This is a genomic window from Acidovorax sp. T1, assembly GCF_002176815.1.
Taxonomy (GTDB): domain Bacteria; phylum Pseudomonadota; class Gammaproteobacteria; order Burkholderiales; family Burkholderiaceae_C; genus Acidovorax.
The window spans coordinates 2122396-2148720 of sequence record NZ_CP021648.1 but is presented as its reverse complement, the minus strand read 5'-3'; the positions used below and the strand labels follow the sequence as shown (position 1 = coordinate 2148720).

Below are 26325 nucleotides of genomic sequence, written 5' to 3'. Positions count from 1 at the left end.
ATCAAAAAACCGCCCGAAGGCGGTTGATTGATGGTGCGTGAATTGCCCCAGCAGATCAGATGACCTTGGCAATCGCATGGCAGACGTAGTCGATGTTCTTGCTGTTGAGCGCAGCCACGCACATGCGGCCGGTGTCGGTGCCGTACACGCCAAACTCGTTGCGCAGGCGCACCATCTGGTCCTTGGACAGGCCCGAGTAGCTGAACATGCCGATTTGCGTGGTGATGAAGCTCATGTCCTGCTTCACGCCAGCGGCCTTGAGGCCATCGACCAGCTTCTGGCGCATGGCCTTGATGCGCACGCGCATTTCGCCCAGTTCCTTTTCCCACAGGGCGCGCAGCTCGGGGTTGTTCAGTACGGCAGCCACCACCGCGCCGCCGTGGATGGGCGGGTTGGAGTAGTTCGTGCGGATCACGATCTTGAGCTGGCTCAGCACGCGGCCGGCTTCTTCCTTGTCGGCACACAGCACCGACAGGCCGCCCACGCGTTCGCCATACAGGCTGAAGCTCTTGCTGAAAGACGTGGAGACAAAGAAGTTCAGGCCGGCGGCCACGAACTTGCCGATCACGGCGCCGTCTTCGGCGATGCCGTGGCCGAAGCCCTGGTAGGCCATGTCGAGGAAGGGCGTGAGGCCCTTGGCCTTGACCACGGCGATGACCTGGTCCCACTGCGCGGGTGTGATGTCGTAGCCGGTGGGGTTGTGGCAGCAGGCGTGCAGCACGACGATGGTGCCGGGGGCGGCTGCGCTCAGGCTGGCCAGAAAGCCATCAAAGTTCACGCCGCGCTTTTCGGCGTCGTAGTAGGCGTAGGTATCGACCACAAAACCGGCGTTGGTGAACAGCGCGCGGTGGTTTTCCCAGCTGGGGTCGGAGATCAGCACCTTGGCGTTGGGGCTGACCTTTTTCAAAAAGTCGGCGCCGATCTTCAGGCCGCCGGTGCCGCCAATGGCCTGCACGGTGGCCACACGGCCGGATTGGACGGGTTCGCTGTCGGCACCGAACACCAGGTTTTTGACGGCGTTGTCATAGGCCACGATGCCGTCGATGGGCAGGTAGCCACGGGCGGTGGGGGTGGCCATCATGGTCTTTTCAGCGGCCTGCACGCATTGCAGCAGGGGCAGCTTGCCGTTGTCGTCGAAATAAACGCCAACACCCAGGTTGACCTTGTTGGGGTTGGTGTCGGCGTTGAATTGCTCGTTGAGGCCCAGGATGGGGTCGCGGGGGGCCATTTCGACGGCGGTGAACAGAGACATGAAAATCCTTGAAAGGTTGTCAGTAGCAAAGAATCCGGGCGTGGTGTACTGTGCCGGGTTGCGCCAATTTTAACGGCCCGCCCATCCCACCCGTTGACCGCCCCCATGCCGGATACCACAGAAGTCATCACCGAAAAGCAAGACGGCGAGTTCGTCCATTTTCCTGGCTCCCCCTTTGAGCTGTTTCAGCCGTATCCACCGGCGGGCGACCAGCCCGAGGCCATCAACAAGCTGGTGGAAGGCTTGAATGACGGCGAAATCTTCCAGACCTTGCTGGGCGTGACGGGCTCGGGCAAGACCTTCACCATGGCCAACGTGATCGCCCGCATGGGCCGCCCGGCCATTGTGTTTGCGCCCAACAAGACGCTGGCCGCGCAGCTCTACAGCGAGTTCCGCGAGTTCTTTCCCAAGAACGCGGTCGAGTATTTCGTGAGCTACTACGACTACTACCAGCCCGAGGCCTATGTGCCGCAGCGCGACCTGTTCATCGAGAAGGACAGCGCCATCAACGAGCACATCGAGCAGATGCGGCTGTCGTGCACCAAGAGCCTGATGGAGCGCACCGACGTGGTCATCGTGGCCACGGTGTCGGCCATCTACGGCATTGGCGAGCCCGAGAGCTACCACCGTATGGTGATGACGCTGCGCACCGGCGACAAGCTGGGCCAGCGCGACGTGATCGCCCAGTTGATCCGCATGCAGTACCAGCGCAACGAGGCGGATTTTTCGCGCGGCAAGTTTCGGGTGCGGGGCGACACCATCGATGTGTTCCCGGCCGAGCATTCCGAGCTGGCCATCCGCATTGAGCTGTTTGACGACGAGATCGAGAGCCTGCAGCTGTTCGACCCGCTCACGGGCCGCGTCAAGCAGAAAATTCCACGCTTTACCGTGTACCCCAGCAGCCACTATGTGACACCGCGCGACAAGGTGCTGGCGGCGGTGGAGACCATCAAGCTGGAGCTGGCCGACCGGCTCAAGGAACTGGTGGGCATGGGCAAGCTGGTGGAGGCCCAGCGCCTGGAGCAGCGCACGCGGTTTGACCTGGAAATGCTCAGCGAGGTAGGGCACTGCAAGGGCATCGAAAATTACACGCGCCACCTGTCGGGCGCCGCGCCGGGCGACCCGCCCAGCACGCTGACGGACTACATGCCCAAGAACGCGATCATGTTCCTGGACGAAAGCCACCAGATGATTGGCCAGCTCAACGCCATGTACAGCGGCGACCGCTCGCGCAAGACCACGCTGGTGGAATATGGGTTTCGCCTGCCTTCGGCGCTGGACAACCGGCCACTGAAGTTCGAAGAGTTTGAGCAGCGCATGCGGCAGGTGATCTTTGTATCGGCCACGCCGGCCGACTACGAAAAGACGCACTCAGGCCAGATCGTGGACCAGGTGGTGCGCCCCACGGGCCTGGTAGACCCGGTGGTCGAGGTGCGGCCTGCCACCCACCAGGTGGACGATGTGCTGCAGGAAATACGCATTCGCGCAGAAAAGCATGAGCGCGTGCTCATTACGACGCTGACCAAGCGCATGGCCGAGCAGCTTACCGACTACCTCACGGACAACGGCGTGAAGGTGCGCTACCTGCACAGCGATGTGGACACGGTCGAGCGGGTGGAGATCATCCGCGACCTGCGGCTGGGGGCTTTTGATGTGCTGGTGGGTATCAACCTGTTGCGCGAGGGGCTGGATATCCCGGAGGTGTCGCTGGTGGCGATTCTGGATGCTGACAAGGAAGGTTTTCTGCGGGCTGAGCGCAGCCTGATTCAGACCATTGGCCGCGCGGCGCGCAACCTGAACGGCCACGCCATCCTGTACGCCGACCGCATCACCGACTCCATGAAAAAAGCCATGGGCGAGACGGAACGCCGGCGCATCAAGCAGATCGCACACAACGAGGCCAACGGAATCACGCCGCGCAGTATTGTCAAGCGGGTACGAGACCTGATTGACGGCGTCTACAGCGAGAAGGCCGGAAAGGATGCCGAGCGGCTGGAGCAGGAGGCCCTACAGCGTGCCAAGGTGGAGGACATGACGGAGAAAGACGTGGCGCGCGAGATCAAGCGGCTCGAAAAACTCATGCTGGAGCACGCGCGCAACCTGGAGTTTGAGCAGGCAGCGCGCGTGCGCGACCAATTGACGCGGCTCAAGGACCAGGCTTTTGGAGCGCACGGCAGCGATTCGGTAGCACTCTGAATACGCTTGTTGTGTGGTTAATCGAACTTGGCCGCTGGAATTGTGACCTGTTGGTTTTTTAACCCGACTAATTCAATTGGGATTTGTGGTATACTTGCACAAAATACTCAAGAAAAGAGCCCGACGATGAAGGGCCCCGTACCAGAAGGCTTGGCGGGGTGAGGGCGGAGACGGTGCCGGCACTGCGCATTTGCGGGAAGCCGGCAGTTTTTACAACGAACAAGCCTAGACAAGGAGCTTGCGATGCGTCTCACAACCAAAGGCCGTTTTGCGGTCACCGCCATGATTGATCTGGCCCTGCGCCAGAACAACGGCCCCGTCACGCTGGCGGCCATCAGCCAACGGCAACAAATTTCGCTGTCTTATCTGGAGCAGCTCTTTGGCAAGCTGCGCCGGCATGAGCTGGTGGAGTCGACCCGTGGCCCTGGCGGTGGTTACACCCTGGCCCGCAAGGCGGCCGACATCACGGTGGCCGACATCATTGTTTCGGTGGACGAGCCCATTGATGCCACGCAGTGCGGTGGCAAGGAAAACTGCCTGGGTGAGGCGGGCCGTTGCATGACGCACGAGCTGTGGGCTTCGCTCAACCAGCGCATGGTGGAGTTTCTGGACTCCGTCACGCTGCAGAAACTGGTGGACGAGCAATTGGCCAAGGGCGTCCAGATTGAGGACAAACCCGTTGCGCGGCGCGCGATTTCGACCACTCCCGTGGTCAAGCCCATCCGTGTGAATGCACCGAACTCGGTGTTTGCGCTGGGCAATGTGTTCGCCAAGTCCTGAACCGCTCGCCACCCGTTTCGGTTCCGGGGCCAGCCGCGCCCTGAATGATTTTTTGATTGCTTGCTTTTTATTGCCAGCCAGAACCCTTTACTGAGCCAGCCATGGACATGACCCCGCATTTCCCCATTTATCTCGATTACGGCGCCACTACGCCGGTTGATCCACGCGTCGTGGATGCCATGATTCCGTGGCTGCGCGAGCATTTTGGCAACCCCGCCTCCCGCAGCCACGCCTGGGGCTGGGAAGCAGAAGAGGCCGTGGAGAAGGCGCGCGTGCAGGTGGCCGATCTGATTGGTGCCGACCCCCGCGAAATCGTCTGGACCAGCGGTGCCACCGAATCCATCAACCTGGCCTTGAAGGGCGCTGCCCATTTCTACCAGGGCAAGGGCAAGCACCTCATCACCCTCAAGACCGAGCACAAGGCGGTGCTGGACACCATGCGCGAGCTGGAGCGCCAGGGCTTTGAGGTGACCTATCTGGACGTGCAGGAAGACGGTCTGGTGAACATGGACGCCCTGAAGGCTGCCATTCGCCCCGACACCATCTTGATCAGCATCCTGTTCGTGAACAACGAAATCGGCGTGATCCAGGACATCCCCGCCATCGGCGCGCTGTGCCGTGAAAAGGGCATCCTGCTGCATGTGGATGCCGCCCAGGCCACGGGCCGGGTCGAGATCGACATGAACCTGCTGCCGATTGACCTGATGAGCATGACGGCCCACAAGACCTACGGCCCCAAGGGCGTGGGTGCCTTGTTCGTGCGCCGCAAGCCCCGCGTGCGCCTGGAAGCGCAGATGCATGGCGGTGGCCATGAGCGCGGCATGCGTTCGGGCACGCTGCCCACGCACCAGATCGTGGGCATGGGCGAGGCTTTTCGCATTGCCAAGGAAGAAATGGCCGAGAGCAATGCCAAGGCCAAGGCGCTGCAGCAGCGCCTGCTCGACGGCTTGAAGGACATCGAACAGGTGTTCATCAACGGCAGCCTGGAGCGCCGCGTGCCGCAGAACCTGAACATGAGTTTCAACTTCGTCGAAGGCGAATCGCTCATCATGGGGATCAAGGGCCTGGCGGTTTCGTCGGGCTCGGCTTGCACGTCCGCCAGCCTGGAACCCAGCTACGTGCTGCGCGCCCTGGGCCGCAGCGACGAGCTGGCCCACAGCAGCCTGCGCATGACCATCGGCCGTTTCACGACCGAAGAAGAGATCGATTACGCCATTGGCACCATCCGCGAGAACGTGGCCCGCCTGCGCGAGCTGAGCCCGCTGTGGGAGATGTACAAGGACGGCATCGACATCAGCACCATTCAGTGGGCTGCGCACTGAATTTCCGAAGATTTTGGAAGCATTGAAGAGGTACACATCATGGCTTACTCAGACAAAGTGGTTGACCACTATGAAAACCCCCGCAACGTGGGTTCGTTCGACAAGGGTGACGATTCGGTGGGCACCGGCATGGTGGGTGCGCCCGCCTGCGGCGACGTGATGAAGCTGCAGATCAAGGTGAACCCCGAGACCGGCGTGATCGAAGACGCACGCTTCAAGACCTACGGCTGCGGCTCGGCCATCGCCTCGTCGTCGCTGGTCACCGAGTGGGTCAAGGGCAAGACGCTGGACGAAGCTGCAGCCCTGAAAAACAGCGAAATTGCCGAAGAGCTGGCCCTGCCGCCCGTCAAGATCCACTGCTCCATCCTGGCCGAAGACGCCATCAAGGCGGCGGTGAACGACTACAAGGCCAAGCACCACAGCGCGGTGGCCGCAGCCTGACCATGGCCATCTCGCTGACTGAAGCTGCTGCCCGGCATGTCACCCGTTACCTGGCGCGCCGGGGCAAGGGGCTGGGCGTGCGCCTGGGGGTCAAGACCACCGGGTGCTCGGGCCTGGCTTACAAGCTCGAATACGTGGACGACTCCGAGCCCGAAGACATCGTGTTTGAAAACCACGGCGTCAAGGTGCTGATCGATCCAAAGAGCTTGGCCTACATTGACGGCACCGAGCTCGATTTTGTGCGCGAAGGCCTCAACGAAGGCTTCAAGTTCAACAATCCCAATGAACGCGACCGTTGCGGCTGTGGAGAGAGCTTCCGCGTTTGATGCTGTCTGCTGCATTGCCGCCAAACCGCCATCGCGCTGCGTGCTGGCGGTTTTTTATTGATTTGGTGTGACCTGGTATGGGCATGAATCTGCAATCTGACGATTTTGAGCTGTTTGGCGTGCCGCAACGCTTCGCCCAGGACAGGGCGGCACTGGATGCGCGCTGGAAAGAACTGCAGCGCGAAGCGCATCCCGACAAGTTCGCAGCCCAGGGCGCTGCCGCCCAGCGGGTGGCCATGCAATGGTCGGTGCGCATCAACGAGGCCTACCAGCGCCTGAAAGACCCGATGCGCCGTGCCGCCTACCTGTGCGAGCTGCATGGCGCGCCCATCCAGGCCGAAGACAACACGGCCATGCCGACAGAATTTTTGATGCAGCAGATGGAGTGGCGCGAGTCACTCGACGATGCACAGTCAGCCGCCGAGCTGGACGTGCTGGACGATGGGGTGCAGCAGGCCAAAAGCCAGGCATTGGCACTTTGCGGGCAACTGATCGACCAGCAGCGCGATTACGCCGCTGCGGCGAAACAGGTCAGAGCCCTCATGTTCATTGCGCGATTTGCCGACGATATCGAGCGCCGGCGGGATCAACTGGGACAATAGCGGCACCATCCCCCTTTTTCGAGGCATCTTCCGCAGGGCAGTGCCTCATCACGTAGAACACAAGATTTTCATGGCGCTTTTGCAGATTTCCGAGCCCGGGCAGTCCCCGGATCCGCACCAGCGGCGCATTGCGGTTGGCATTGATTTGGGCACGACACATTCGCTGGTGGCGGCTGTGCGCAATGGCGTGGCCGAGTGCCTGCCCGATGGCGATGGGCGTGTGCTGCTGCCCTCGGTGGTGCGCTACCTGGAGCAGGGCGGGCGGCAGATTGGCTACGACGCGGTGGCGGCGCAGTCCAGCGATGCGCGCAACACCATCGCCTCGGCCAAGCGCTTCATGGGCCGTGGCCTGCAGGACGTGGCGCAGGCAGAGCAGCTGCCCTACGAATTCGTCCAAAGCACAGACGCCGGCGCGGGGGGCATGGTGAGTCTGGTGACGGCAGGTGGCATCAAGTCGCCGGTCGAAATCAGCGCCGAGATTTTGGCCACGCTGCGTTACCGGGCCGAAGACACCTTCAACGACGACCTGTACGGCGCGGTGATCACGGTGCCGGCCTATTTTGATGACGCGCAGCGCCAGGCCACCAAGGACGCAGCCAAGCTGGCCGGCATTCACCTGCTACGGCTGATCAATGAGCCCACCGCCGCCGCCATTGCCTACGGCCTGGACAACGCCAGCGAAGGCGTTTATGCCGTTTACGACCTCGGCGGAGGCACCTTCGACATCTCGGTGCTGCGGCTGACGCAAGGCGTTTTCGAGGTGATTGCCACGGGCGGCGATTCCGCCCTGGGCGGCGACGACTATGACGCAGCGCTTGCCAATTGGGTGCTTGCACAACAGGGCTTGTCTGCCGATACACCCACTGACAAGGCCGCCATCCGCATGGCGGCCAGAGCCTGCAAAGAGGCCTTGACTGCTACTGAAATGGTAGCTTTTACCGCTGATCTGGCGGGCGTTAGCGTGCGATTTGATGTCAAAAAATCCGATTTTGAAGCCGCTACCGCCGAGTTGACAGCGCGGTCCATGACCGCTGTGCGCCGTGTGTTGCGTGATGCGAAGCTTGCGCGCGACGACGTTCAAGGTGTGGTCATGGTGGGTGGATCCACCCGCATGCCCCAGGTGCAGCGCGCGGTGGCCGAGTTTTTTGGCAAGGAGCCCCTGACCAATCTCAACCCCGATGAGGTGGTCGCGCTCGGCGCCGCCATCCAGGCCAACCAGCTGGCGGGCAACAGCACGTCGGGCGATTTGCTGCTGCTTGACGTGATTCCCCTGTCGCTGGGCATCGAGACCATGGGCGGGCTGGTCGAGCGCATCGTTGCCCGCAACGAAACCATTCCTACCGCCAAGGCGCAGGACTTCACCACCTACAAGGACGGCCAGACCGCACTGGCCATCCATGTGGTGCAAGGCGAACGCGACCTGGTGCAGGACTGCCGTAGCCTGGCGCGCTTTGAGTTGCGTGGCATTCCGCCCATGGCGGCCGGCGCGGCCCGCATCCGGGTGACTTTCACGGTCGATGCCGATGGCCTGCTGAGCGTGAATGCGAAAGAGCAGGGCAGCGGCGTGGAGGCCCGTATCGACGTGAAGCCCTCTTATGGCCTGTCGGACGACCAGATCGCCCGCATGCTGCAGGACGGCTTTGCCACGGCTGCGCAGGACATGCGCGCACGGGCCGTGGTCGAGGCGCGCGTGGATGCCGATCGCATGCTGATCGCCACCCAGAGCGCCCTGGACGCCGATGGCGACGTGTTGTCACCGGCTGAACGTGCCGACATCGATGCCTTGATGGCTGCCTTGAGCCAACAACGTGATGCCGACGATGCCGCTGTCATCGAAGCGGCCACCCAGGCCCTGGCCAAGGGCACCGAGGCCTTTGCCGCGCAGCGCATGAATCGCGGTATCCGGCAGGCTCTGGCCGGCAAGAACGTACAAACCCTTTAACCCTTCATGGCTTGCAGCAACGCAGACGCGCACTCGCTGATTCCGGCGATATATCCCTCAGGGATGCAGCATCGGTTGTGCAAGCCCTGACCACCAAAGCGACGCCATGCCCGTCATCAAGATACTGCCCCACCCTGAATATTGCCCCGCCGGCGCCGAGATCACCGCGCCTGCGGGCACCTCCATCTGCGAAGCGCTGCTGGAGAACCACATCAACATCGAGCATGCCTGCGACATGAGCTGCGCATGCACCACCTGCCACGTCATCGTGCGCGCGGGCATGGAATCGCTCAACGCGGCCGAGGAAGAAGAAGAAGACCTGCTCGATCGCGCCTGGGGGCTGGAGCCCCAGTCGCGGCTTTCGTGCCAGGCCATCCTTGCGCAGAAAGACCTGGTGGTGGAGATCCCCAAATACTCCATCAACCATGCCAAGGAAAACCACTGAAATGTGCAGTGTTTTTGCCCAGCACTGCATGAATGCCCTGCGCCGCGCAGCGCGTGCACCACGGGAGGCCTGATGTCACGGCAAATTGTTCTCGACACGGAAACCACGGGTCTGTCCGCCGAGGGCGGCGACCGCATCATCGAAATCGGTTGCGTGGAGCTGGTGGCGCGCAAGCTCACGGGCAACAACAAGCATTTCTACCTCAACCCCGGGCGCGACAGCCACGAGGATGCGCTCAGGGTGCACGGCATCAGCAACGAGTTCCTCAAGGACAAGCCCAAGTTTGCTGCCGTGGCGGACGAACTGCTGGACTACCTGCAGGGCGCTGAGATCATCATCCACAACGCGGCATTTGACGTGGGCTTCCTGAACAAGGAGCTGGAGCTGGTGGGTCGCCCCGCGTTCCGCAGCTTTGTGGACAGCATTACCGACACCCTGGCCATGGCCAAGGAACTCTATCCCGGCAAGCGCAACTCGCTCGATGCGCTGTGCGACCGCCTGGGCGTGGACAACTCTGGTCGCACGCTGCATGGCGCCTTGCTGGATGCCGAGTTGCTGGCGGACGTGTACATCAACCTCACCCGGGGACAGGACGCTCTGCTGATCATTGACGATGCGCAGGACAGTGCCGCTGGCGCCAACTTCGTCCCGATCGACCTGCGCAGCTTTGCCGTGCCCGTGTTGCACGCCAGCGAGCAGGAAGCAGCAGCCCACGAAGAGGTTTTGACACAAATCGACAAGGCCAGTGGCGGGAAAACAATTTGGCGATCTTCCCAGGTTGGTTGAAAAGCTGTGCCATAATCTAAGGCTGTCACAGCGACACGGGTGATTAGCTCAGCGGTAGAGCACTGCCTTCACACGGCAGGGGTCACATGTTCGATCCATGTATCACCCACCACGCTTTTGGACAGCCTCGTAAGCACCTTTCAAGGTGCACGACGGGTGATTAGCTCAGCGGTAGAGCACTGCCTTCACACGGCAGGGGTCACATGTTCGATCCATGTATCACCCACCAATTCAACCCTTGCAGATGAATGTCTGCAAGGGTTTTTTCATGGTGGGTGCACCATGGCGCTGATGGCTTTGGTCCAGCCGTGCATGCGTGGCTGAAATTGCCGACTTTGTGGGCCCTCAAAGAAGGCCATGCCGCAGCACCCACGCCATGAACGTGCTGCAAGGTGTTGAACCGGTCTCCAGGCTTTTCAAAGAACAAAGGAAGACAACAATGACGGACAAAGTGGATTGCGTGGTAGTGGGGGCGGGCGTGGTGGGCCTTGCCGTGGCCCGTGCGCTGGCGTTGCAGGGGCGCGAGGTGATGGTGCTGGAGGCCGCAGACGCCATCGGCACAGGCACCAGTTCGCGCAACAGCGAGGTCATTCATGCGGGGCTGTATTACCCCACGAGCTCTCTCAAGGCGCGTCTGTGCGTTCAGGGCCGGGATCTGCTGTACACCTACTGCGCCGACCGCGCGGTGCCGCATCGCCGCTGTGGCAAGCTGCTGGTGGCGACTTCGCCGGATCAGCTGGCAGGGCTTCGGTCGATTCGGGAGCGGGCCATCGCCAACGGTGTTCTGGACCTGCAGTGGCTGGACCGCGACGCAGCCCAGTCGCTGGAGCCCGCCCTGGAATGCGTGGCGGCATTGCATTCGCCCAGCACGGGGATCGTAGACAGCCATGCGCTCATGCTCGCCCTGCAGGGTGATCTGGAACATGCCGGCGGGCTTGTGGCATTAAATTCGCCTCTAGCGCTTGCGCAGTGTACGCAAGATGCTATTTTTTTGGAAGCAAATGACGGCACGCGCCTGCAAGCCAGCACCGTGGTTAATGCGGCGGGTTTGCATGCTCCGTCACTGGCCCGGCAGTTCTCCGGGCTTGACGCACGCCATATTCCGGCTGCGCACTTTGCCAAAGGCACTTATTTCACACTGGCTGGAAAGGCGCCTTTCAACCGCCTGATCTACCCGGTGCCCGAGGCCGCAGGCCTGCGGGGTTCATCTGACGCTGGATCTGGGTGGGCAAGCCAAGTTCGGGCCCGACGTGCAATGGGTGGACTCGGCCGATGACCTGCTGGTCGATGCGGCGCGGGGGGACGTTTTTTACGGTGAAGTGCGCAAATACTGGCCCGGCTTGCGCGACGGTGCGCTGGCGCCGGGCTATGCCGGCATCCGCCCCAAGATCCATGGCGCCGACGCACCCGCTGCAGACTTTCTTATCCAGGGGCCGCGCGACCATGGCGTGCCGGGCTTGGTAAATCTTTTTGGCATCGAATCTCCGGGCCTCACCAGCGCACTGGCCATTGCCGGCCATGTGCTCCATATGGTTTGACATGCGTCAAATCCCGGTCTTTTGGTAACGTTTACCGACCATGCGGCGTGACGGTTTCTGGGCATGTCGCTAAGATGATCCACAAGCGCTTGCAGCGTCTGTGCTGCAGGTGCTGCTCCTTTATTGCAACGAAAGGCCTCTATGACTGCTTCTGACACCACAACCACCCAGGGCGAACTCGAAAAACTGGTTTCTGATCTGCGCGGCTTGCTGGCCAGCAGGGATCTGGATACTTTCCCCGAGATCAAGGTGCTGCGCCAGCGTCTGGACGACGGCTTGCACTCGGTGCGCGAGTCGACCGTGCGCGCCGCACAAGAGGCTGCACGCCAGGCCAAGGACGCCGCCCTGGCGGCCGACCGTTACGCCCACGACGAGCCCTGGCGCGTTGCCGGCGCGGCGTTGGCCGTGGGCGCTTTGGTGGGCTTTTTGCTTGCGCGGCGCTGATCGACTGCCGTCCATCCCGCTCACGCAGGGACGGCTCCTATGAACTGGCTCTCCCTGCTTGGGCTGGAGGCATTCGCGGCGCGCTGGCGGGCGAATGTCATCGAAGGAGCCATTGCTGCTGAAGACCGGCTGGAATTGGCGCGCCTGGAATGGCTGGAGCAAAAGCAGCGTTTGCAGCATTTGCTGGTGCTGTTGATTGCTGTCACCGGGCTCACCGTGGTGACCTTGGTGTTGTTGTCGCTGGCCGTGCTGGTGCAGTTCTGGGACACTCCGCACCGTGGACTGGTCGCCTGGGTGGTGGCCGGCACCTGGCTGGTGGCTTGGTGCGCTGCCATTTTCAGGCTGGTCGCGGTGGTGCGCAGCACGGGCAATGGCTTTGCCCTCACCCGGCGTGAGTTGTCGCAAGACTGGCGTGATATCAAGGAGCGCTTGTGAACTCTTCCGAACAGGCTTTGCCCGTGCATGCAACGGCCGCGCAGCAAAAGGTGCTGGACCGCATTGCCGTGCAGCGCGAGCGTTTGCGCGCTCGCCGCGCCGCCCGGTTGCAGTCCCAGGCTTTGGCTGCCGTTGCGGGGACAGAGGATGCCGATGCCCCGTTTCTGGCGCGCGCTGTTGCCTTTGCCCGTCAGCACCCTGCCGCAACAGTGGCCGCCCTGGCCGGCGTGGCCATTGCGGCAGGCCCACGCCGGCTGATCCGGTGGGCAGGGGTTGCGCTGCCGCTGGTGATGGGCCTGCGGCGATAGGGCGATAGGGCGATAGGGCGAGGTTGCCCTCCATACATACGGGGCAGCGCAAGGCCTCGTATGTCGCCCATGAATCAGACGGTCAGCCCATCGCCTTGATGGCGCGCGCTGCCTTTGCAACGAGTGCGGGGCCTTCATAAATCAGGCCGGTGTAAATCTGCACCACGTCCGCCCCTGCGCGGATTTTGCCCAGGGCGTCTTCGGCGCTCAGGATGCCGCCCACGCCGATGATGGGAAAACGGCTTCCCAGCGCGGCGCGCAGTTGGCGGATCACCTGGTTGCTGGCCTCCAGCACGGGTGCGCCGCTGAGCCCTCCCAGTTCATTGGCATGGGGCATTCCCTTGACGGCTTCCCGGCTGATGGTGGTGTTGGTGGCAATCACGCCATCCATGCCATGGCGTTGCAGCGTGGCGGCGATCACCGACACCTGCGCCTCGTCAAGGTCCGGGGCAATCTTGACGAAGATGGGCACGCGGCGCGCCTTGGTGGTGCCTTTGCCGTCCTTCTGGGGGTGTTGCGCGGCCAGTGTTTCTCGGCGTTCGGCAATGGCGCCCAGCAGGGCATCGAGTGCTGCGTCGCTTTGCAGTGCGCGCAGGTTCTGCGTGTTCGGCGAACTGATATTGACCGTGACGTAATCAGCGTGCGGGTACACCCCTTCCAGGCAGGTGAGGTAATCGCTGGTGGCGTTTTCAATCGGCGTGCTGGCGTTCTTGCCGATGTTCAGGCCGAGCAACATGGGGTGTTTGCGTTTCTGCGTGCGAAAGCGGGCCTGCTGCACGTTGTGAATGAACGCATCCAGGCCATCGTTGTTGAAGCCCAGCCGGTTGATCAGGGCCCGCGCCTCGGGCAGGCGGAACATACGGGGCTTGGGGTTGCCCGGCTGTCCCTTGGGCGTGACCGTGCCCACTTCCACAAACCCGAAGCCCATGGCGCCCAGGGCGTCGATGCAGCGGGCGTTTTTGTCCAGGCCTGCGGCCAGGCCCACGCGATTAGGAAAGGTCAGCCCGGCCAGCTCGATGGGGTCGTCTACGGTTTCGTTGCACCAGGCCCACTGCATGGGGGTGTGCTGGCCCCGCGCAAGCATGCCCATGGTGAGTTCGTGGGCGGCTTCAGCGTCCATGCCAAAAAGAAAGGGGCGGGTGAGGGCGTAGGGGATCAATGACATGGGAAGATAATTCGAGGATTACCTTTTGATTCTCTCCCATGACGACTTCACATCCTTTGACCCAAGACGAACTCAAGGCCATGGTAGGCCAGGCAGCGCTGCAATATGTGGTGCCAGGCAGCATTGTGGGGGTTGGCACGGGCTCCACAGTCAACAAGTTCATCGACGCCCTGGCTGGTATGAAGGATCAGATCAGGGGCGCCGTGTCTAGTTCGGTGGCCAGCACAGAGCGACTCAAGGCACTGGGAATACCGGTGTTCGATGCCAACGAGGTGGAGTCGCTGGCGGTGTACATCGATGGTGCGGATGAAATCGATGAACAGGGCTACATGGTCAAGGGCGGCGGCGCTGCGCTGACGCGCGAAAAGATTGTGGCAGCCCTGGCCAGCCGCTTTGTCTGCATCGTCGATGCGTCCAAGCTGGTGCCGGCATTGGGCCGCTTTCCATTGCCGGTCGAGGTGATTCCCATGGCGGCGCAGCACATTGCGCGGCGGTTTGCCGCGCTGGGCGGCGTGGCAAGCCTGCGCATGAAGGATGGGCAGCCGCTGGTGACCGACAACGGCCAGCACATCCTGGATGTGCGAGGTCTGACCATCACTGACCCGCTGGCTTTCGAGACCGAAGTCAACCAGTGGCCGGGCGTGGTGACGGTGGGCGTGTTTGCACACCAGAAAGCCAACATCTGCCTGCTGGGCACGGCGCAGGGCGTGAAGATCCTGGCCTGCTGAAATTCAGCCAGTGATCGCTGGGAGCGAAGGAGAACGTGGCGCGACCAGTTTTGAACGTGCGCGGGCCATCAAAAGCGGATCCCTGCCGGATTGCTGGGCGTGGGGCCGTTGTTGACGGGTGGAGTAACCGGCCGTGGCGCTGGGGCCGAGGTGGCAGCTGGTGCAGGCGTTGCCTGCTTGACGGCCACCAGGGGGGTGGGGGCAGGTGCCTGGTAGTTGGGCGGTAGCTGCGATTGCTGCGGGTAGCCGGCTGCGTTCAGGTACTGGGTCCACTCGACGTCGGAGAAGCCGCGCAGCTGCTGTGCGCCGATCGTGCCAAAGGGCAGGCTGGTCTCGCCGCTCAGGCGCTTGAGAGCGTCGATGTCGTCGTTGCTGGTCACGGTGCGTTCGGTGAACGGAATGCCACGGTTGGCGAGCAGGTTGCGTGCGCTGTTGCAGGGCGCGCAGTCGGTGCTGGTGTACAGCGTCACGGGAAAGCGCGTGGTCACCTGGCGCAGTTGGTAGGGCAGGGCCTCCGGACCGCTGGCGCTACGCGGGCCGCCGCTGAGGGTGGCACTTTCGGCGCCCGCGGCGGGCGCGCGGTCGGAGAAAGTCACCTTGCCATCGGGGCCGACGATGCGATACACCTGCTGGGCCTGCGCGGCGGTGGCCAGCAAGGTGGCTGCGGCGCAGGTGGCGGCAAGGGCGGAAGCGGTGCGAAGGCTAAACATGCGGTTTCCTTTGGGCTGTAGACTATCAAAAATCATAGCTGCCAGCGCTTGTATTTAAAGGGCTAGAGCCCAAAAATTACCTAAAACACGCGAAAGAAAGGCGCTGGCAGCATTGCTTTTAAGTGGCCATGCCCTGGTGGCGCAGCAGCGCATCCAGCGTGGGCTCGCGGCCGCGAAATGCCTTGAAGGACTCCATGGCGGGGCGACTGCCGCCCGCTTCCAGGATGGCTTGCCGGTAGCGGCGGCCCGTTTCGGTGCTGGGCAGGCCGTCGCTGCCGGCGGTTTCTTCGAAGGCCGCATAGGCATCGGCGCTGAGCACTTCCGCCCATTTGTAGCTGTAGTAGCCGGCCGCATAGCCGCCGGCAAAAATATGGCTGAAGGTGTGGGCCGTGCGGCTGAACGAGGGCGGGGGCAGCACCGACACCTCGCTGCGCACCTCGGCCAGCAAGGGCATGAAGTCCTGGGCCGGGTCGTGGTCGGTGTGCAGCAGCATGTCGAACAGGGCAAATTCGATCTGGCGCAATGTGCCCATGCCGCTCTGGAAGTTTTTCGCGGCGGTCATCTTGTCGAACAGTTCGCGCGGCAGTGGCGCGCCGGTATCGACATGGGCGGTCATGTTGCGCAGCACATTCCATTCCCAGCAGAAGTTTTCCATGAACTGGCTGGGCAACTCGACGGCATCCCACTCCACGCCGCTGATGCCTGATACATCGCGTTCGTTCACTTGCGTCAGCATATGGTGCAAGCCGTGGCCGAATTCGTGAAACAGCGTGATCACGTCGTCATGGGTGAGCAGCGGTGGCTTGCCATCCACACCGTCGGCAAAATTGCACACCAGATGTGCCACGGGGGTCTGCAGCACGCCGGTGTCGGGGCGCAGCCAGCGGGTGCGCGCATCGTCCATCCAGGCGCCGCCGCGTTTGCCGGTGCGGGCGGGCTGGTCGAGATAGAACTGGCCTACCAGTTCCGTGCCGTTGGGGCCGTTGCGCTCGATGCGATAGAACTCGACGGCAGGGTTCCACACGGATGCGCTGTCGCGGCGGATGCTGACCTCGAACAGCGTTTCGATGATCTTGAAAAGACCCGCCAACACCTTGGGGGCCGTGAAATATTTTTTGACTTCCTGCTCGCTGAAGGCGTAGCGCGCCTCTTTGAGCCTCTCGGCAAGATAGGGCCAGTCCCAGGCCTGTGGATCGTGCAGGCCCAACTCGCTGGCCGCAAAGTCGCGCAGATCGGCCACGTCCTTTTCGGCGTAGGGGCGGGCGCGGCGCGCCAGGTCGCGCAGAAAGGTCACTACCTCGTCGGGCGATTGGGCCATCTTGGGCACCACCGACACCTGGCCGAAATTGTCGTAACCAAGAAGGCGTGCCTCCTCGCGGCGCAGCGCCAGGATTTCACGGATGAGCGCCGAGTTGTCGAAGCGCCGGGCATCGCCTTCAGCCTGGTCGGAGGCGCGCGTCACGTAGGCGCGGTACATCGTTTCGCGCAGCGCGCTGCGGGTGGCAAACTGCATCACCGGCAGATAGCAGGGCATCTTGAGCGTGAGCTTGTAGCCGCTCTTGCCTTCGGCCTGGGCCGCCGCCAGTGCCGTTTGCTGCACGTCGGCGGGCACGCCATCGAGCTCTTCTGCCGTGGCGTAGTAGGCAAAGGCGTCGGTGGCATCGAGCGCGTTTTCGCTGAACTTCTGGCTCAGCTCGGCCTGCCGTTCCTGGATCTGCGCAAAACGCTCTTTCGCAGCCCCGGTGAGTTCGGCGCCGCTGAGCACAAAATTGCGCACGGCATTCTTGTGGGCCTGGCGTTGCTCAGGGGTCAGCGTGGCAGGGTCGATGGCCTTGTACTTGGCATACAGGCGCTCATCGGCGCCGAGGCGGGTCCAGAATTCGGTGACCCGGGGCAATGCCGCGTTGTAGGCGGCCCGCAGCTCCGGTGTGTCGGCCACGCTGTTCAGATGGCTGACGGCCCCCCAGGCGGTGCCCAAATGTTCCGTGGCGACGTCCAGCACCTTCGCAACGGCATCCCAGCGGGCCGGAAAATCGGCGGCCGTGACCGTTTCAAGGGCCGCGTTGGCCTTGTCCAGCAACGCGTCCATCGCAGGGGCGACGTCGGCGGGCGTGATCCGGTCAAACAGGGGAAGATCGGTGAAGTCGAGGAGGGCGTTGCTCATGCGGTTCTAGATGGCGCCTCGTGGCGCGGGTTCAAGTGGCGAGGCCTCGGGAAACGGCGGCGGGCTTCAGGCGCCTGCAGCGCGCTCGGCGGCTTCCAGGGTGTTGACCAGCAGCATGGTAATGGTCATGGGGCCCACCCCTCCGGGTACAGGGGTGATCCAGCCGGCCACTTCCTTCACACCGCCGAAATCCACATCGCCGCAGAGCTTGCCTTCGTCATTGCGGTTCATGCCCACGTCGATCACCACGGCGCCGGGCTTGACCATGTCAGCCGTGAGCACGTTGCGCTTGCCCACGGCGGCGACGATCACATCGGCCTGCAGGGTTTGTGCCTTGAGGTCGCTCGTGGCGCTGTGGCAAATGGTGACGGTGGCATTTTTTGCCAGCAGCATCAGCGCCATGGGCTTACCGACGATGTTGCTGCGGCCAATGACCACGGCGTGCTTGCCTTTGAGGTCATAGCCGATCGATTCCAGCATTTTCATGCAGCCATATGGCGTGCAGGGCCAGAAGCCGGGCATGCCGGTCATCAGCGCTCCGGCGCTGGCGATGTGAAAACCGTCCACGTCCTTGGCGGGCGAGATGGCTTCGATCACCTTTTGCGCGTCGATGTGCTTCGGTAATGGCAACTGCACCAGGATGCCGTGAATGGCCGGGTCGTTGTTGAGGGCATCGACGCGTGCCAGCAACTCGGCCTCGCTCAGGTCGGCCGGGTATTGCTCCAGCACCGAGTGCAGGCCAGCATCATGGCAGGCCTTGACCTTGTTGCGCACGTAGACCTGGGAGGCGGGGTTGTCGCCCACCAAGACGACGGCAAGACCGGGCGTGACGCCACGGGCCTTGAGAGAGAGGGCGCGCTCGGCGACTTCAGAGCGCAGTTGGCGGGACAGGGCGTTGCCGTCGATGGGTTGTGCGGTCATGTCAGAAAATACAAGCAAAAATGGCTTGTAGCGCTTTGTCTATAAGCGCTGCAAGCTATTAAAAAGTGAGTAATCAGGCTTTGGCGGCGTTCTGGCCCAAGGCAATCTTGAGCAGGTCGGCCACGGTGTTGGCGTTGAGCTTTTCCATGATGTTGGCGCGGTGCGCCTCCACGGTCTTGATGCTGATGCCCAGGTCGTCGGCAATCTGCTTGTTCAGACGGCCGGCGACGATGCGTTCGAGCACCTGGGCTTCGCGGCCCGTGAGCTTGGACAGCAGGGCATCGCGGCTGGCGGCTTGCTGGTAGCCGGCAAAGGCCTCGCGGGCGTGGTCCAGCATGCGCTCGACCAAGCCCACCAATTCTTCTTCGTCGAAAGGCTTCTGGATGAAATCGAGCGCGCCTTTCTTCATGGTGTTCACGGCCATGGGTACATCGCCGTGGCCAGTGATGAACACGATGGGCAGGGGCGATTTGCGCTCGATCAGGCGGTCCTGCAGCTCCAGCCCGGTCATGCCGCCCATGCGGATGTCCACGATCAGGCAGGCCACCTCGCGCGGGTCGTAGCGCGAGAGAAAGGTTTCGGCCGAATCAAAGCAGCGTACCCGGTAGTCCTTGCCCTCCAGCAGCCACTGCAGGGAGTCGCGAACCGCCTCGTCGTCATCCACCACGTAAACGGTGCCTTTTTTCGGAATCAAACTCATGCAATTGTCCTTGGGGGTTGTGCGTTTGCTACAGAATTTGTAGTGGCATCCACAGGCTTGGCAAGCGGAAGCCAGAAGGAGAACCGGCAGCCTGTGACCTCGGAACCATTGTAGAGGTTCTGTGCCTGCATTCGGCCGTGGTGCGACTCGACGATGCTGCGGCACAGGTTCAGTCCCATGCCCATGCCTTCTTCCTTGGTGGAAAAGAAGGCTTCGAACAGGTGTTCGAGCACCTCGGGCGCCAATCCCTTGCCTGTGTCCTGCACGGAAAACTCCACCACGTCGCGGTCTTCGATCTGCTTGGGCACGACGCGCAGCTCTACGCTGCGCCCGGACGTGGGGCGGCTGGCCATCTGGATGGCCTCGGCACCGTTCTTCATGAGGTTGACGAGCACCTGTTCGATCAGGATGGTGTCTGCCATCACGGGCGGCAGTCGCGCGGCGATGTAGTGGGTCAGGCGCACGTTGTGGCGGCGCAGCTCGATGTCAGCCAGCTCGACCGCCTCGCTCACTATCGAATGCACATCGGCCAGTGCGCGATTGGGTTCGCTCTTTTTCACGAAGGCCCGGATGCGCTGGATGATCTGCCCTGCGCGCTGCGCCTGGTGGGCTGTTTTTTGCAGGGCCGTCAGCAGCGCTTCTTCGGTCAGCTGGCCGCTCTGGATGCGCGAAACCATGCCGCTGCAGTAGTTGTTGATGGCGGTGAGCGGCTGGTTGAGTTCGTGCGCCACGCTCGACGCCATCTCGCCCATGGTGATCAGGCGGCTGACCGACTGGGCCCGTTCGGCCTGCCGGGCTGCCTGCTCCTCGGCAAGGCGGCGCGGCGTGATGTCGGTGGCAATCACCATCTGGGCCAGTCGCCCGTCCACCCAGTTGAGGTAGCGTGAACGTACTTCGAGCCATTTACCCAGGTCGGGCAGGTAAATTTCGGTGTTTTCCGTCCGTGCGCTGGTCAGCGAGTCGGTGGGCAGGCCCATCAGGCCGTCCTCATCGTCCATGCCTGCAGGGCTGCTGACCGCCGCCGGCACCACGCCCGCCTGCGCCACCAGCTGCAGGTGGCCGACGGTTTGCGAGCCAAACCACTGGCGGTAGAGCTTGTTGGCAAACAGCAATTCCTGGCTGCCCAGCGGCGCTACCGAGACCGAGGCGTCCAGCGACTCCAGCACGATGGTGAAGCGCTCGTAGGATGCAGACAGCTGCTCGCGGATGCGGTTGGGCTCGGTGATGTCGGTCATCGACGTCATCCAGCCTGTTTGCTGGCCATGGGCGTCGATCAGCGGCGACACATACAGGCGTGCATCAAACTGCGTGCCGTTCTTGCGCCGCACGCGCACATGAAACCCGCCCCCCAGGGTTTTGCCACTGAGCTCGTCGCGCAGCTTGGCATACAGCGCCTCGTAGTCGGATTCGGGCCAGTAGGGGAAGGGAGCTGTCAGGCCCACCAGCTCGGTCTCGCTCCACCCCGTCATCTGGCAGAACGCTGCATTCACATAGGTGATGCGCCCCTCCAGATCCAGGGCGCGCATGCCGGTGAGCACGGAGTTTTCCATGGCCCGGCGGAAGTTGGTTTCTGCCACCAGCGCCTGCTGGGCCTGCATCCGACGGCGGGTGTGGCGCCAGGTGGCAATCAGCATCCATGCCGTCATGGCGCTGAGCGTGCCCACCAACCAAAACAGACCGTTACCCACCACGCCCAGTGATGTGCGGTAGGCCTGCGCACGCAGCACCAGGCCGTTGCCTACCGGCGAGACGGGCACTTCGTACTCGTTGGCGCTCGGGCTCCATGCCTGCAGCTGGGTGCCAGGGTTGCGGCGGGCCAGTGGCGTGCCCGCCAGCACCTGGTTCTTGCCGTCGAGCAACGTGACGGCGTAGCGTTCCAGCACCTCGGTGGGCGTCCCATAGCGCAACAGGCTGTCGATGGAATATTCGCCCAGCACCACGCCACTGAATTTGCCCCGCTGGTGCAGCGGCACCTGCAATTGCAGCAGCGGTGTGGGGTCGCCCTGCGTGGCAATGGGTTGCGAATACACGGGTTGCTGCAGATCGCGTGCCAGCTCGTAGGTGTCTGCGGTGTCGCCGGGGGTCAGCACTTCGCCGGCCACGCGCAGCTCACTGCTGCCCAGGGTGGGAGCGGCATGGCTGGCGCGGATGCGCCGTTTTTCATCGATCCAGGTGACGGCTTGCAGTTCAGGGTATTGGCTGATCAAGGATTCGGCCCGGCTGACGAATTCTGCGCGATCCAGTTCCTGGTTGGACAGGTCTCGTGCAATGCGCATCAGTTGCTCCTGGCGCTCCAGCAGGCGCAGGCGCACGCGTTGCTGGGCGTATTCCACATCACGTTTAAGGGCTTCGTGTTCGCGCTCTACCTCCTCGGCCCGCAAATACCAGAAGGCGGTCACGATGGCCGCCATGAACAGCAACACGGCGGCCAGCGGTGCCAGTGCGGCAAAGCGGTCCTGCCGCGCGGGCGACAGGCTGCGCCACCAGGTGCGCCACTTGCGTGCAGGGGCAGCCATGGGAGTGGCCGGCGCGGGCGGGGCAGTGGCAGGGGTGTTGTCCATGGGGCGAGTGTAGGGGAGGGTGGACGCTTTATGGACTGTCGGCGGTATGTGCGTTTGCAGCAAAATATCATTATGCGAAATGGTGCGGCACTATTTGAAATTGGAAAAAAATATGCGAAACTTGGGATAACGCACTAAATTGCACCCCTATACACAGGAGACAAGCATGTCAGCTCAGCCCGCCCCCCTGGCCGGAAACGCCGCCGCGCCCGCCGTTGATACCGATCAGCAAGAAACCCGCGAATGGATGGACGCACTGTCCGCAGTCATCGACAAAGAGGGTGCCGAGCGCGCCCACTTTCTGATCGAGCAATTGCTGGAGCACGCCCGCCAGAACAGCATCGACATGCCGTTTTCGGGCAACACGGGGTATGTGAACACCATCGAGCCCGAGCAGGAAGCCCGCTGCGCCGGCAACATCGCCATCGAAAAGCGCCTGCGCGCCTACATGCGCTGGAACGCCATGGCCATGGTGGTGCGCGCCAACCGCCTCGATCCCGCCGACGGCGGCGACCTGGGCGGGCATATCGGCTCGTTTGCATCCGTGGCCAGCATGTTTGGCGCGGGTTTCAACCACTTCTGGCACGCCGAAAGCGAGAACCACGGCGGCGACCTGCTCTACATCCAGGGCCACAGCTCGCCCGGCATCTATGCGCGTGCGTATCTTGAAGGCCGCCTGACCGAAGAGCAGCTCGACAGCTTCCGTCAGGAAGTGGACGGCAAGGGCCTGTCCAGCTACCCGCACCCCAAGCTGATGCCCGAGTTCTGGCAGTTCCCTACCGTGTCGATGGGACTGGGCCCGCTGATGGCCATTTATCAGGCGCGTTTCTTGAAGTACCTGCATGCCCGTGGCATTGCCAACACTGAAAACCGCAAGGTCTGGGTGTTCTGCGGCGACGGCGAAATGGACGAGCCCGAATCGCTGGGCGCCATCGGCCTGGCGGCGCGTGAGAGCCTCGACAACCTGGTGTTCGTGGTCAACTGCAATCTGCAGCGCCTGGACGGCCCGGTGCGCGGCAACGGCAAGATCGTGCAGGAGCTCGAAGGCGAGTTCCGTGGCAGCGGCTGGAACGTCATCAAGCTGCTGTGGGGTGCCGGCTGGGATGCGCTGCTGGCCCGCGACAAGACGGGCAAGTTGCGCCAGCTCATGATGGAAACGCTCGACGGCGACTACCAGGCCATGAAGGCCAACGACGGTGCCTTTGTGCGCAAGAATTTCTTTGGCAAGTACCCAGAGACGCTGCAGCTCGTCGAGCACATGACCGACGAGGAGGTGTTCGAACTGCGCCGCGGCGGCCACGAGCCCACCAAGGTCTACGCCGCCTTCCACGCCGCCAACGAGCACAAGGGCCAGCCCACCGTGCTGCTGGTCAAGACCGTCAAGGGCTATGGCATGGGCAAGGCCGGTGAAGGCAAGAACACCGTGCACCAGACCAAGAAGCTCAGCGACGAAGACATCAAGTACATCCGCGACCGGTTCAACATCCCGATCCCGGACAGCGAGCTGCACAAGCTTCCGTATTACAAGCCGGCCGACGACACGCCCGAAATCAAGTACCTGCACGAGCGCCGCAAGGCGCTGGGCGGCTACTTGCCGCACCGCCGCGTGAAGGCCGACGAGCACTTCACCGTGCCCGCTCTCGAAACCTTCAAGGCCATCCTCGACCCCACGGCCGAGGGCCGCGAGATCAGCACCACGCAGGCCTATGTGCGCTTTATCACGCAGCTGCTGCGCGACCAGGCCTTGGGCCCACGCGTGGTACCCATCCTGGTGGACGAGGCCCGCACCTTCGGCATGGAAGGGCTGTTTCGCCAGATCGGCATCTACAACCCCAAGGGCCAGCTGTACACCCCGGTCGACCGCGATCAGGTCATGTATTACCGCGAAGACAAGGCCGGCCAGATCCTGCAAGAGGGCATCAACGAAGCCGGCGGCATGGCCAGCTGGATCGCTGCAGCCACCAGCTACAGCACCAACAACCGCATCATGGTGCCGTTCTACGTGTACTACTCGATGTTCGGCTTCCAGCGCATTGGCGACCTGGCCTGGGCCGCCGGCGACATGCAGGCGCGCGGTTTTCTGCTGGGCGGCACCTCAGGGCGCACCACGCTCAACGGCGAAGGCCTGCAGCACGAAGACGGTCACAGCCACATCCTGGCCAACACCATCCCCAACTGCGTGACTTACGATCCCACCTTCGCCCACGAAGTGGCCGTGATCATGCACCGGGGCATGAAGCGCATGGTGGAGCAGCAGGAGAACGTCTTCTACTACATCACGCTGCTCAACGAGAACTACCCCATGCCTGGCCTCACGGTGGGCACGGAAGAGCAGATCATCAAGGGCATGTACCTGTGCAAGCCCGGTGCCGAGGGCGGCACCCGCGTGCAGCTGCTGGGCTCGGGCACCATCCTGCGCGAATCGCTGGCCGCACAAACGCTGCTGGCGGCCGACTGGGGCGTGCAGGCCGACGTGTGGAGCTGCCCCAGCTTCAACGAACTCACCCGCGAAGGCCAGGACGCCGACCGCTGGAACCTGCTGCACCCGCTGGAGACGCCGCGTGTGCCGTTTGTGGCGCAACAGCTGGGCACCAGCACCGGCCCCGTGGTCGCATCCACCGACTACATGAAGGCCTATGCCGAGCAGATCCGCCCCTTCATCCCCAAGGGCCGCAACTACAAGGTGCTGGGCACCGACGGCTTTGGCCGCAGCGACTTCCGCAGCAAGCTGCGCGAGCACTTCGAGGTGAACCGCCACTACATCGTGGTAGCCGCCCTCAAGGCGCTGAGCGAAGACGGCGTGCTGCCCGCCACCAAGGTGGCCGAGGCGATTGCCAAGTACCGCATCAATGCTGACAAGATCAACCCGCTGTACGCATAACCGAACCGGAGACAACAATGGCATTGGTAGAAATCCAAGTTCCGGACATCGGTGACTTCGACGAAGTCGGCGTGATCGAGTTGCTGGTCAAGCCCGGCGACACCGTCAAGGCCGAGCAATCGCTGATCACGGTGGAGTCCGATAAGGCATCGATGGAGATTCCTTCGAGCCACGCGGGCGTCGTCAAAGAGCTGCGCGTGCAGGTCGGCGACAAGGTCAAGCAAGGCTCGGTGGTGCTGACGCTCGACGTTGTGGGGGCTGTTTCTGAGTCAAATACGGCTCCAGCCCAATCGCAGCAAGCGCAAGCAGCTACTCAAACAGTAGCAACAACGCCGGCCCTCAACGCCGCTTCTGTGGCGGCGGCGGCGCCCGCCGGCCCGCTGGAAGTGCGCGTGCCCGACATTGGCGATTTCAAGGACGTGGCCGTCATCGAGATGCTGGTCAAGGTCGGCGACACCATCAAGGTTGAGCAGTCGCTGTTCACCGTCGAGTCCGACAAGGCCTCCATGGAGATCCCTTCGCCCGCCGCAGGCGTGCTCAAGGAACTCAAGGTCAAGATCGGCGACACGGTCAATATTGGCGATCTGGTGGCCGTGCTGGAAGGCGCCACCGCAGCGGCAGCCCCCGTGGCTGCCCCGGCAGTTGCCGCAGTTGCAGCGGTAGCTGCGCCTGCCGCTGCCACAGTCTCGGTGGCCGTTCCCGCTCACCAGCCCGGCACGCCCACGGCAGGCCTGCCCCATGCATCGCCTTCCGTGCGCAAGTTCGCCCGCGAACTGGGTGTGCCCATCGACGAGGTCAAGGGCACCGGCCCCAAGGGCCGTATCACCCAGGACGACGTGGCCGCCTTCACCAAGCAGGTGATGGCAGGCGCCGTGCAGACCAAGGCCCAGGCGGCCAAGGCGCCTGCAAGTGGTGGCGGCTCCGGCGTGGGCCTTGATCTGCTGCCCTGGCCCAAGGTCGATTTCACCAAGTTCGGCCCGGTGGAGCGCAAGGACCTCTCGCGCATCAAGAAGATCAGCGGCGCCAACCTGCACCGCAACTGGGTGGTCATCCCGCACGTCACCAACCACGACGACGCGGACATCACCGACCTGGAAGCCTTTCGCGTGCAGTTCAACAAAGAGAACGAAAAGAGCGGCGTCAAGGTCACCATGCTCGCCTTCATGATCAAGGCCGCCGTGGCCGCGCTCAAGAAGTTCCCCGAGTTCAACAGCTCGCTCGACGGCGACCAGCTGGTGATGAAGAACTACTTCCACATCGGCTTTGCGGCCGACACGCCCAACGGCCTGGTGGTTCCCGTCATCAAGGATGCCGACCAGAAGGGCATCGTCCAGATCAGCAAGGAAATGGGCGAACTCGCCGCCAAGGCGCGCGAAGGCAAGCTGGCCCCGGCAGACATGCAGGGTGGATGCTTCTCCATCAGCTCGCTGGGCGGCATTGGTGGCCGTTACTTCACGCCCATCATCAACGCGCCTGAAGTCGCCATCATGGGCGTGTGCAAGAGCAGCATCGAACCCAAGTGGGACGGCAAGCAATTCGCCCCACGCCTGATGCTGCCCCTCTCCTTGAGCTGGGACCACCGCGTGATCGACGGCGCCGCCGCCGCGCGCTTCAACGTGTACTTTGCCTCGCTGCTGGCGGACTTCCGCCGCATCGTGATGTAACGCGAGGGCAACAC

At 62.9% G+C, this 26325-nt stretch carries 22 protein-coding genes, 2 tRNA genes and 1 pseudogene; 18 read left to right on the top strand and 7 right to left on the bottom strand.

Annotated elements, in window-relative coordinates; translation table 11 throughout:
• Nucleotides 1-55: 55 nt before the first annotated feature.
• A complete protein-coding gene (locus tag CCX87_RS09990; RefSeq protein WP_087745951.1) occupies nt 56-1252 on the bottom strand; it encodes an amino acid aminotransferase in 1197 nt (398 codons plus the stop codon).
• 105 nt (nt 1253-1357) lie between these two features.
• Between CCX87_RS09990 and uvrB the strand changes: the two genes are divergently transcribed.
• The 15 genes and pseudogenes from uvrB to CCX87_RS09915 all read left to right on the top strand — a co-directional run bounded on the left by uvrB (nt 1358) and on the right by CCX87_RS09915 (nt 12817).
• Nucleotides 1358-3448 carry an excinuclease ABC subunit UvrB gene (gene uvrB / locus CCX87_RS09985; RefSeq protein ID WP_087745949.1) on the top strand — a complete coding sequence of 697 codons (2091 nt, stop codon included), beginning with the start codon at nt 1358-1360 and terminating at the stop codon, nt 3446-3448.
• A 243-nt stretch (nt 3449-3691) separates the two neighbouring features.
• A complete protein-coding gene (gene iscR / locus CCX87_RS09980) occupies nt 3692-4228 on the top strand; it encodes a Fe-S cluster assembly transcriptional regulator IscR (RefSeq protein ID WP_005794107.1) in 537 nt (178 codons plus the stop codon).
• A 101-nt stretch (nt 4229-4329) separates the two neighbouring features.
• Complete coding sequence (locus CCX87_RS09975; protein ID WP_087745947.1) at nt 4330-5550, top strand: IscS subfamily cysteine desulfurase; 1221 nt, start codon at nt 4330-4332, stop codon at nt 5548-5550.
• A 39-nt stretch (nt 5551-5589) separates the two neighbouring features.
• The gene (gene iscU, locus CCX87_RS09970; protein WP_087745945.1) at nt 5590-5991 is read left to right on the top strand and encodes a Fe-S cluster assembly scaffold IscU; all 402 of its coding nucleotides are present in this window, start codon (nt 5590-5592) and stop codon (nt 5989-5991) included.
• 2 nt (nt 5992-5993) lie between these two features.
• Nucleotides 5994-6317 carry an iron-sulfur cluster assembly protein IscA gene (gene iscA / locus CCX87_RS09965; RefSeq protein WP_087745943.1) on the top strand — a complete coding sequence of 108 codons (324 nt, stop codon included), beginning with the start codon at nt 5994-5996 and terminating at the stop codon, nt 6315-6317.
• Nucleotides 6318-6400: 83 nt separating this feature from the next.
• Nucleotides 6401-6919, top strand: coding sequence for a Fe-S protein assembly co-chaperone HscB (hscB, locus tag CCX87_RS09960; protein WP_087748277.1), 519 nt, complete (start codon nt 6401-6403; stop codon nt 6917-6919).
• A gap of 70 nt (nt 6920-6989) precedes the next feature.
• The gene (gene hscA, locus CCX87_RS09955) at nt 6990-8861 is read left to right on the top strand and encodes a Fe-S protein assembly chaperone HscA (protein WP_087745941.1); all 1872 of its coding nucleotides are present in this window, start codon (nt 6990-6992) and stop codon (nt 8859-8861) included.
• 106 nt (nt 8862-8967) lie between these two features.
• Nucleotides 8968-9306, top strand: a complete 339-nt coding sequence (fdx, locus tag CCX87_RS09950; RefSeq protein ID WP_087745939.1) for an ISC system 2Fe-2S type ferredoxin — start codon at nt 8968-8970, stop codon at nt 9304-9306.
• A 72-nt stretch (nt 9307-9378) separates the two neighbouring features.
• Nucleotides 9379-10092, top strand: coding sequence for a DNA polymerase III subunit epsilon (gene dnaQ, locus CCX87_RS09945; protein WP_087745937.1), 714 nt, complete (start codon nt 9379-9381; stop codon nt 10090-10092).
• A gap of 37 nt (nt 10093-10129) precedes the next feature.
• Nucleotides 10130-10204, top strand: a tRNA-Val gene (locus CCX87_RS09940).
• Between the two features lie 42 nt (nt 10205-10246).
• Nucleotides 10247-10321: transfer RNA gene (locus tag CCX87_RS09935), tRNA-Val, on the top strand.
• A 210-nt stretch (nt 10322-10531) separates the two neighbouring features.
• Nucleotides 10532-11630: pseudogene (locus CCX87_RS09930) on the top strand (NAD(P)/FAD-dependent oxidoreductase).
• Nucleotides 11631-11771: 141 nt separating this feature from the next.
• Nucleotides 11772-12074 (top strand): DUF883 domain-containing protein, encoded by a 303-nt coding sequence (locus CCX87_RS09925; RefSeq protein WP_087745935.1) that lies wholly within the window; start codon nt 11772-11774, stop codon nt 12072-12074.
• Nucleotides 12075-12113: 39 nt separating this feature from the next.
• Nucleotides 12114-12509: a phage holin family protein gene (locus CCX87_RS09920; protein WP_087745933.1), complete on the top strand. Its 396-nt coding sequence runs from the start codon at nt 12114-12116 to the stop codon at nt 12507-12509.
• Nucleotides 12506-12817, top strand: a complete 312-nt coding sequence (locus CCX87_RS09915) for a hypothetical protein (RefSeq protein WP_087745931.1) — start codon at nt 12506-12508, stop codon at nt 12815-12817. Before CCX87_RS09920 ends, CCX87_RS09915 begins: the two co-directional genes overlap by 4 nt.
• 82 nt (nt 12818-12899) lie before the next feature.
• Here CCX87_RS09915 and CCX87_RS09910 read toward each other — a convergent pair whose 3' ends face one another.
• Nucleotides 12900-13982 (bottom strand): quinone-dependent dihydroorotate dehydrogenase, encoded by a 1083-nt coding sequence (locus tag CCX87_RS09910; protein WP_087745929.1) that lies wholly within the window; start codon nt 13980-13982, stop codon nt 12900-12902.
• Nucleotides 13983-14020: 38 nt separating this feature from the next.
• On the opposite strand from CCX87_RS09910, the gene rpiA reads away from it, so the two are divergent.
• A complete protein-coding gene (rpiA, locus tag CCX87_RS09905; RefSeq protein WP_087745927.1) occupies nt 14021-14710 on the top strand; it encodes a ribose-5-phosphate isomerase RpiA in 690 nt (229 codons plus the stop codon).
• Nucleotides 14711-14778: 68 nt separating this feature from the next.
• On the opposite strand, the gene CCX87_RS09900 is transcribed toward rpiA, so the two are convergent.
• The 5 genes from CCX87_RS09900 to CCX87_RS09880 all read right to left on the bottom strand — a co-directional run bounded on the left by CCX87_RS09900 (nt 14779) and on the right by CCX87_RS09880 (nt 21766).
• The gene (locus CCX87_RS09900; RefSeq protein WP_087745925.1) at nt 14779-15420 is read right to left on the bottom strand and encodes a glutaredoxin family protein; all 642 of its coding nucleotides are present in this window, start codon (nt 15418-15420) and stop codon (nt 14779-14781) included.
• A gap of 118 nt (nt 15421-15538) precedes the next feature.
• Nucleotides 15539-17584 (bottom strand): M3 family metallopeptidase, encoded by a 2046-nt coding sequence (locus CCX87_RS09895; protein ID WP_087745923.1) that lies wholly within the window; start codon nt 17582-17584, stop codon nt 15539-15541.
• A gap of 66 nt (nt 17585-17650) precedes the next feature.
• Nucleotides 17651-18505 carry a bifunctional methylenetetrahydrofolate dehydrogenase/methenyltetrahydrofolate cyclohydrolase FolD gene (gene folD, locus CCX87_RS09890; RefSeq protein ID WP_087745922.1) on the bottom strand — a complete coding sequence of 285 codons (855 nt, stop codon included), beginning with the start codon at nt 18503-18505 and terminating at the stop codon, nt 17651-17653.
• A gap of 73 nt (nt 18506-18578) precedes the next feature.
• On the bottom strand, nt 18579-19205 hold the full coding sequence (locus CCX87_RS09885) for a response regulator transcription factor (protein WP_086912443.1): 627 nt from the start codon (nt 19203-19205) through the stop codon (nt 18579-18581).
• A complete protein-coding gene (locus CCX87_RS09880; protein WP_087745920.1) occupies nt 19202-21766 on the bottom strand; it encodes a PAS domain S-box protein in 2565 nt (854 codons plus the stop codon). The genes CCX87_RS09885 and CCX87_RS09880 overlap by 4 nt, the downstream gene beginning before the upstream one ends.
• A 166-nt stretch (nt 21767-21932) precedes the next feature.
• Here CCX87_RS09880 and aceE point away from each other — a divergent pair, with 166 nt between their 5' ends.
• Both aceE and aceF read left to right on the top strand, forming a co-directional pair.
• Nucleotides 21933-24647 carry a pyruvate dehydrogenase (acetyl-transferring), homodimeric type gene (aceE, locus tag CCX87_RS09875; RefSeq protein WP_087745918.1) on the top strand — a complete coding sequence of 905 codons (2715 nt, stop codon included), beginning with the start codon at nt 21933-21935 and terminating at the stop codon, nt 24645-24647.
• A gap of 17 nt (nt 24648-24664) precedes the next feature.
• Nucleotides 24665-26311, top strand: a complete 1647-nt coding sequence (gene aceF / locus CCX87_RS09870) for a dihydrolipoyllysine-residue acetyltransferase (protein WP_087745916.1) — start codon at nt 24665-24667, stop codon at nt 26309-26311.
• Nucleotides 26312-26325: the final 14 nt, after the last annotated feature.

Excerpts from the sequence above, each read along its gene's own strand:
- CCX87_RS09990 (WP_087745951.1), bottom strand. The coding sequence starts at position 1,252 with ATGTCTCTGTTCACCGCCGTCGAAATGGCCCCCCGCGACCCCATCCTG.
- uvrB (WP_087745949.1), top strand. The coding sequence starts at position 1,358 with ATGCCGGATACCACAGAAGTCATCACCGAAAAGCAAGACGGCGAGTTC.
- iscR (WP_005794107.1), top strand. The coding sequence starts at position 3,692 with ATGCGTCTCACAACCAAAGGCCGTTTTGCGGTCACCGCCATGATTGAT.
- CCX87_RS09975 (WP_087745947.1), top strand. The coding sequence starts at position 4,330 with ATGGACATGACCCCGCATTTCCCCATTTATCTCGATTACGGCGCCACT.
- iscU (WP_087745945.1), top strand. The coding sequence starts at position 5,590 with ATGGCTTACTCAGACAAAGTGGTTGACCACTATGAAAACCCCCGCAAC.
- iscA (WP_087745943.1), top strand. The coding sequence starts at position 5,994 with ATGGCCATCTCGCTGACTGAAGCTGCTGCCCGGCATGTCACCCGTTAC.
- hscB (WP_087748277.1), top strand. The coding sequence starts at position 6,401 with ATGAATCTGCAATCTGACGATTTTGAGCTGTTTGGCGTGCCGCAACGC.
- hscA (WP_087745941.1), top strand. The coding sequence starts at position 6,990 with ATGGCGCTTTTGCAGATTTCCGAGCCCGGGCAGTCCCCGGATCCGCAC.
- fdx (WP_087745939.1), top strand. The coding sequence starts at position 8,968 with ATGCCCGTCATCAAGATACTGCCCCACCCTGAATATTGCCCCGCCGGC.
- dnaQ (WP_087745937.1), top strand. The coding sequence starts at position 9,379 with ATGTCACGGCAAATTGTTCTCGACACGGAAACCACGGGTCTGTCCGCC.
- CCX87_RS09925 (WP_087745935.1), top strand. The coding sequence starts at position 11,772 with ATGACTGCTTCTGACACCACAACCACCCAGGGCGAACTCGAAAAACTG.
- CCX87_RS09920 (WP_087745933.1), top strand. The coding sequence starts at position 12,114 with ATGAACTGGCTCTCCCTGCTTGGGCTGGAGGCATTCGCGGCGCGCTGG.
- CCX87_RS09910 (WP_087745929.1), bottom strand. The coding sequence starts at position 13,982 with ATGTCATTGATCCCCTACGCCCTCACCCGCCCCTTTCTTTTTGGCATG.
- rpiA (WP_087745927.1), top strand. The coding sequence starts at position 14,021 with ATGACGACTTCACATCCTTTGACCCAAGACGAACTCAAGGCCATGGTA.
- CCX87_RS09900 (WP_087745925.1), bottom strand. The coding sequence starts at position 15,420 with ATGTTTAGCCTTCGCACCGCTTCCGCCCTTGCCGCCACCTGCGCCGCA.
- CCX87_RS09895 (WP_087745923.1), bottom strand. The coding sequence starts at position 17,584 with ATGAGCAACGCCCTCCTCGACTTCACCGATCTTCCCCTGTTTGACCGG.
- folD (WP_087745922.1), bottom strand. The coding sequence starts at position 18,505 with ATGACCGCACAACCCATCGACGGCAACGCCCTGTCCCGCCAACTGCGC.
- CCX87_RS09885 (WP_086912443.1), bottom strand. The coding sequence starts at position 19,205 with ATGAGTTTGATTCCGAAAAAAGGCACCGTTTACGTGGTGGATGACGAC.
- CCX87_RS09880 (WP_087745920.1), bottom strand. The coding sequence starts at position 21,766 with ATGGACAACACCCCTGCCACTGCCCCGCCCGCGCCGGCCACTCCCATG.
- aceE (WP_087745918.1), top strand. The coding sequence starts at position 21,933 with ATGTCAGCTCAGCCCGCCCCCCTGGCCGGAAACGCCGCCGCGCCCGCC.
- aceF (WP_087745916.1), top strand. The coding sequence starts at position 24,665 with ATGGCATTGGTAGAAATCCAAGTTCCGGACATCGGTGACTTCGACGAA.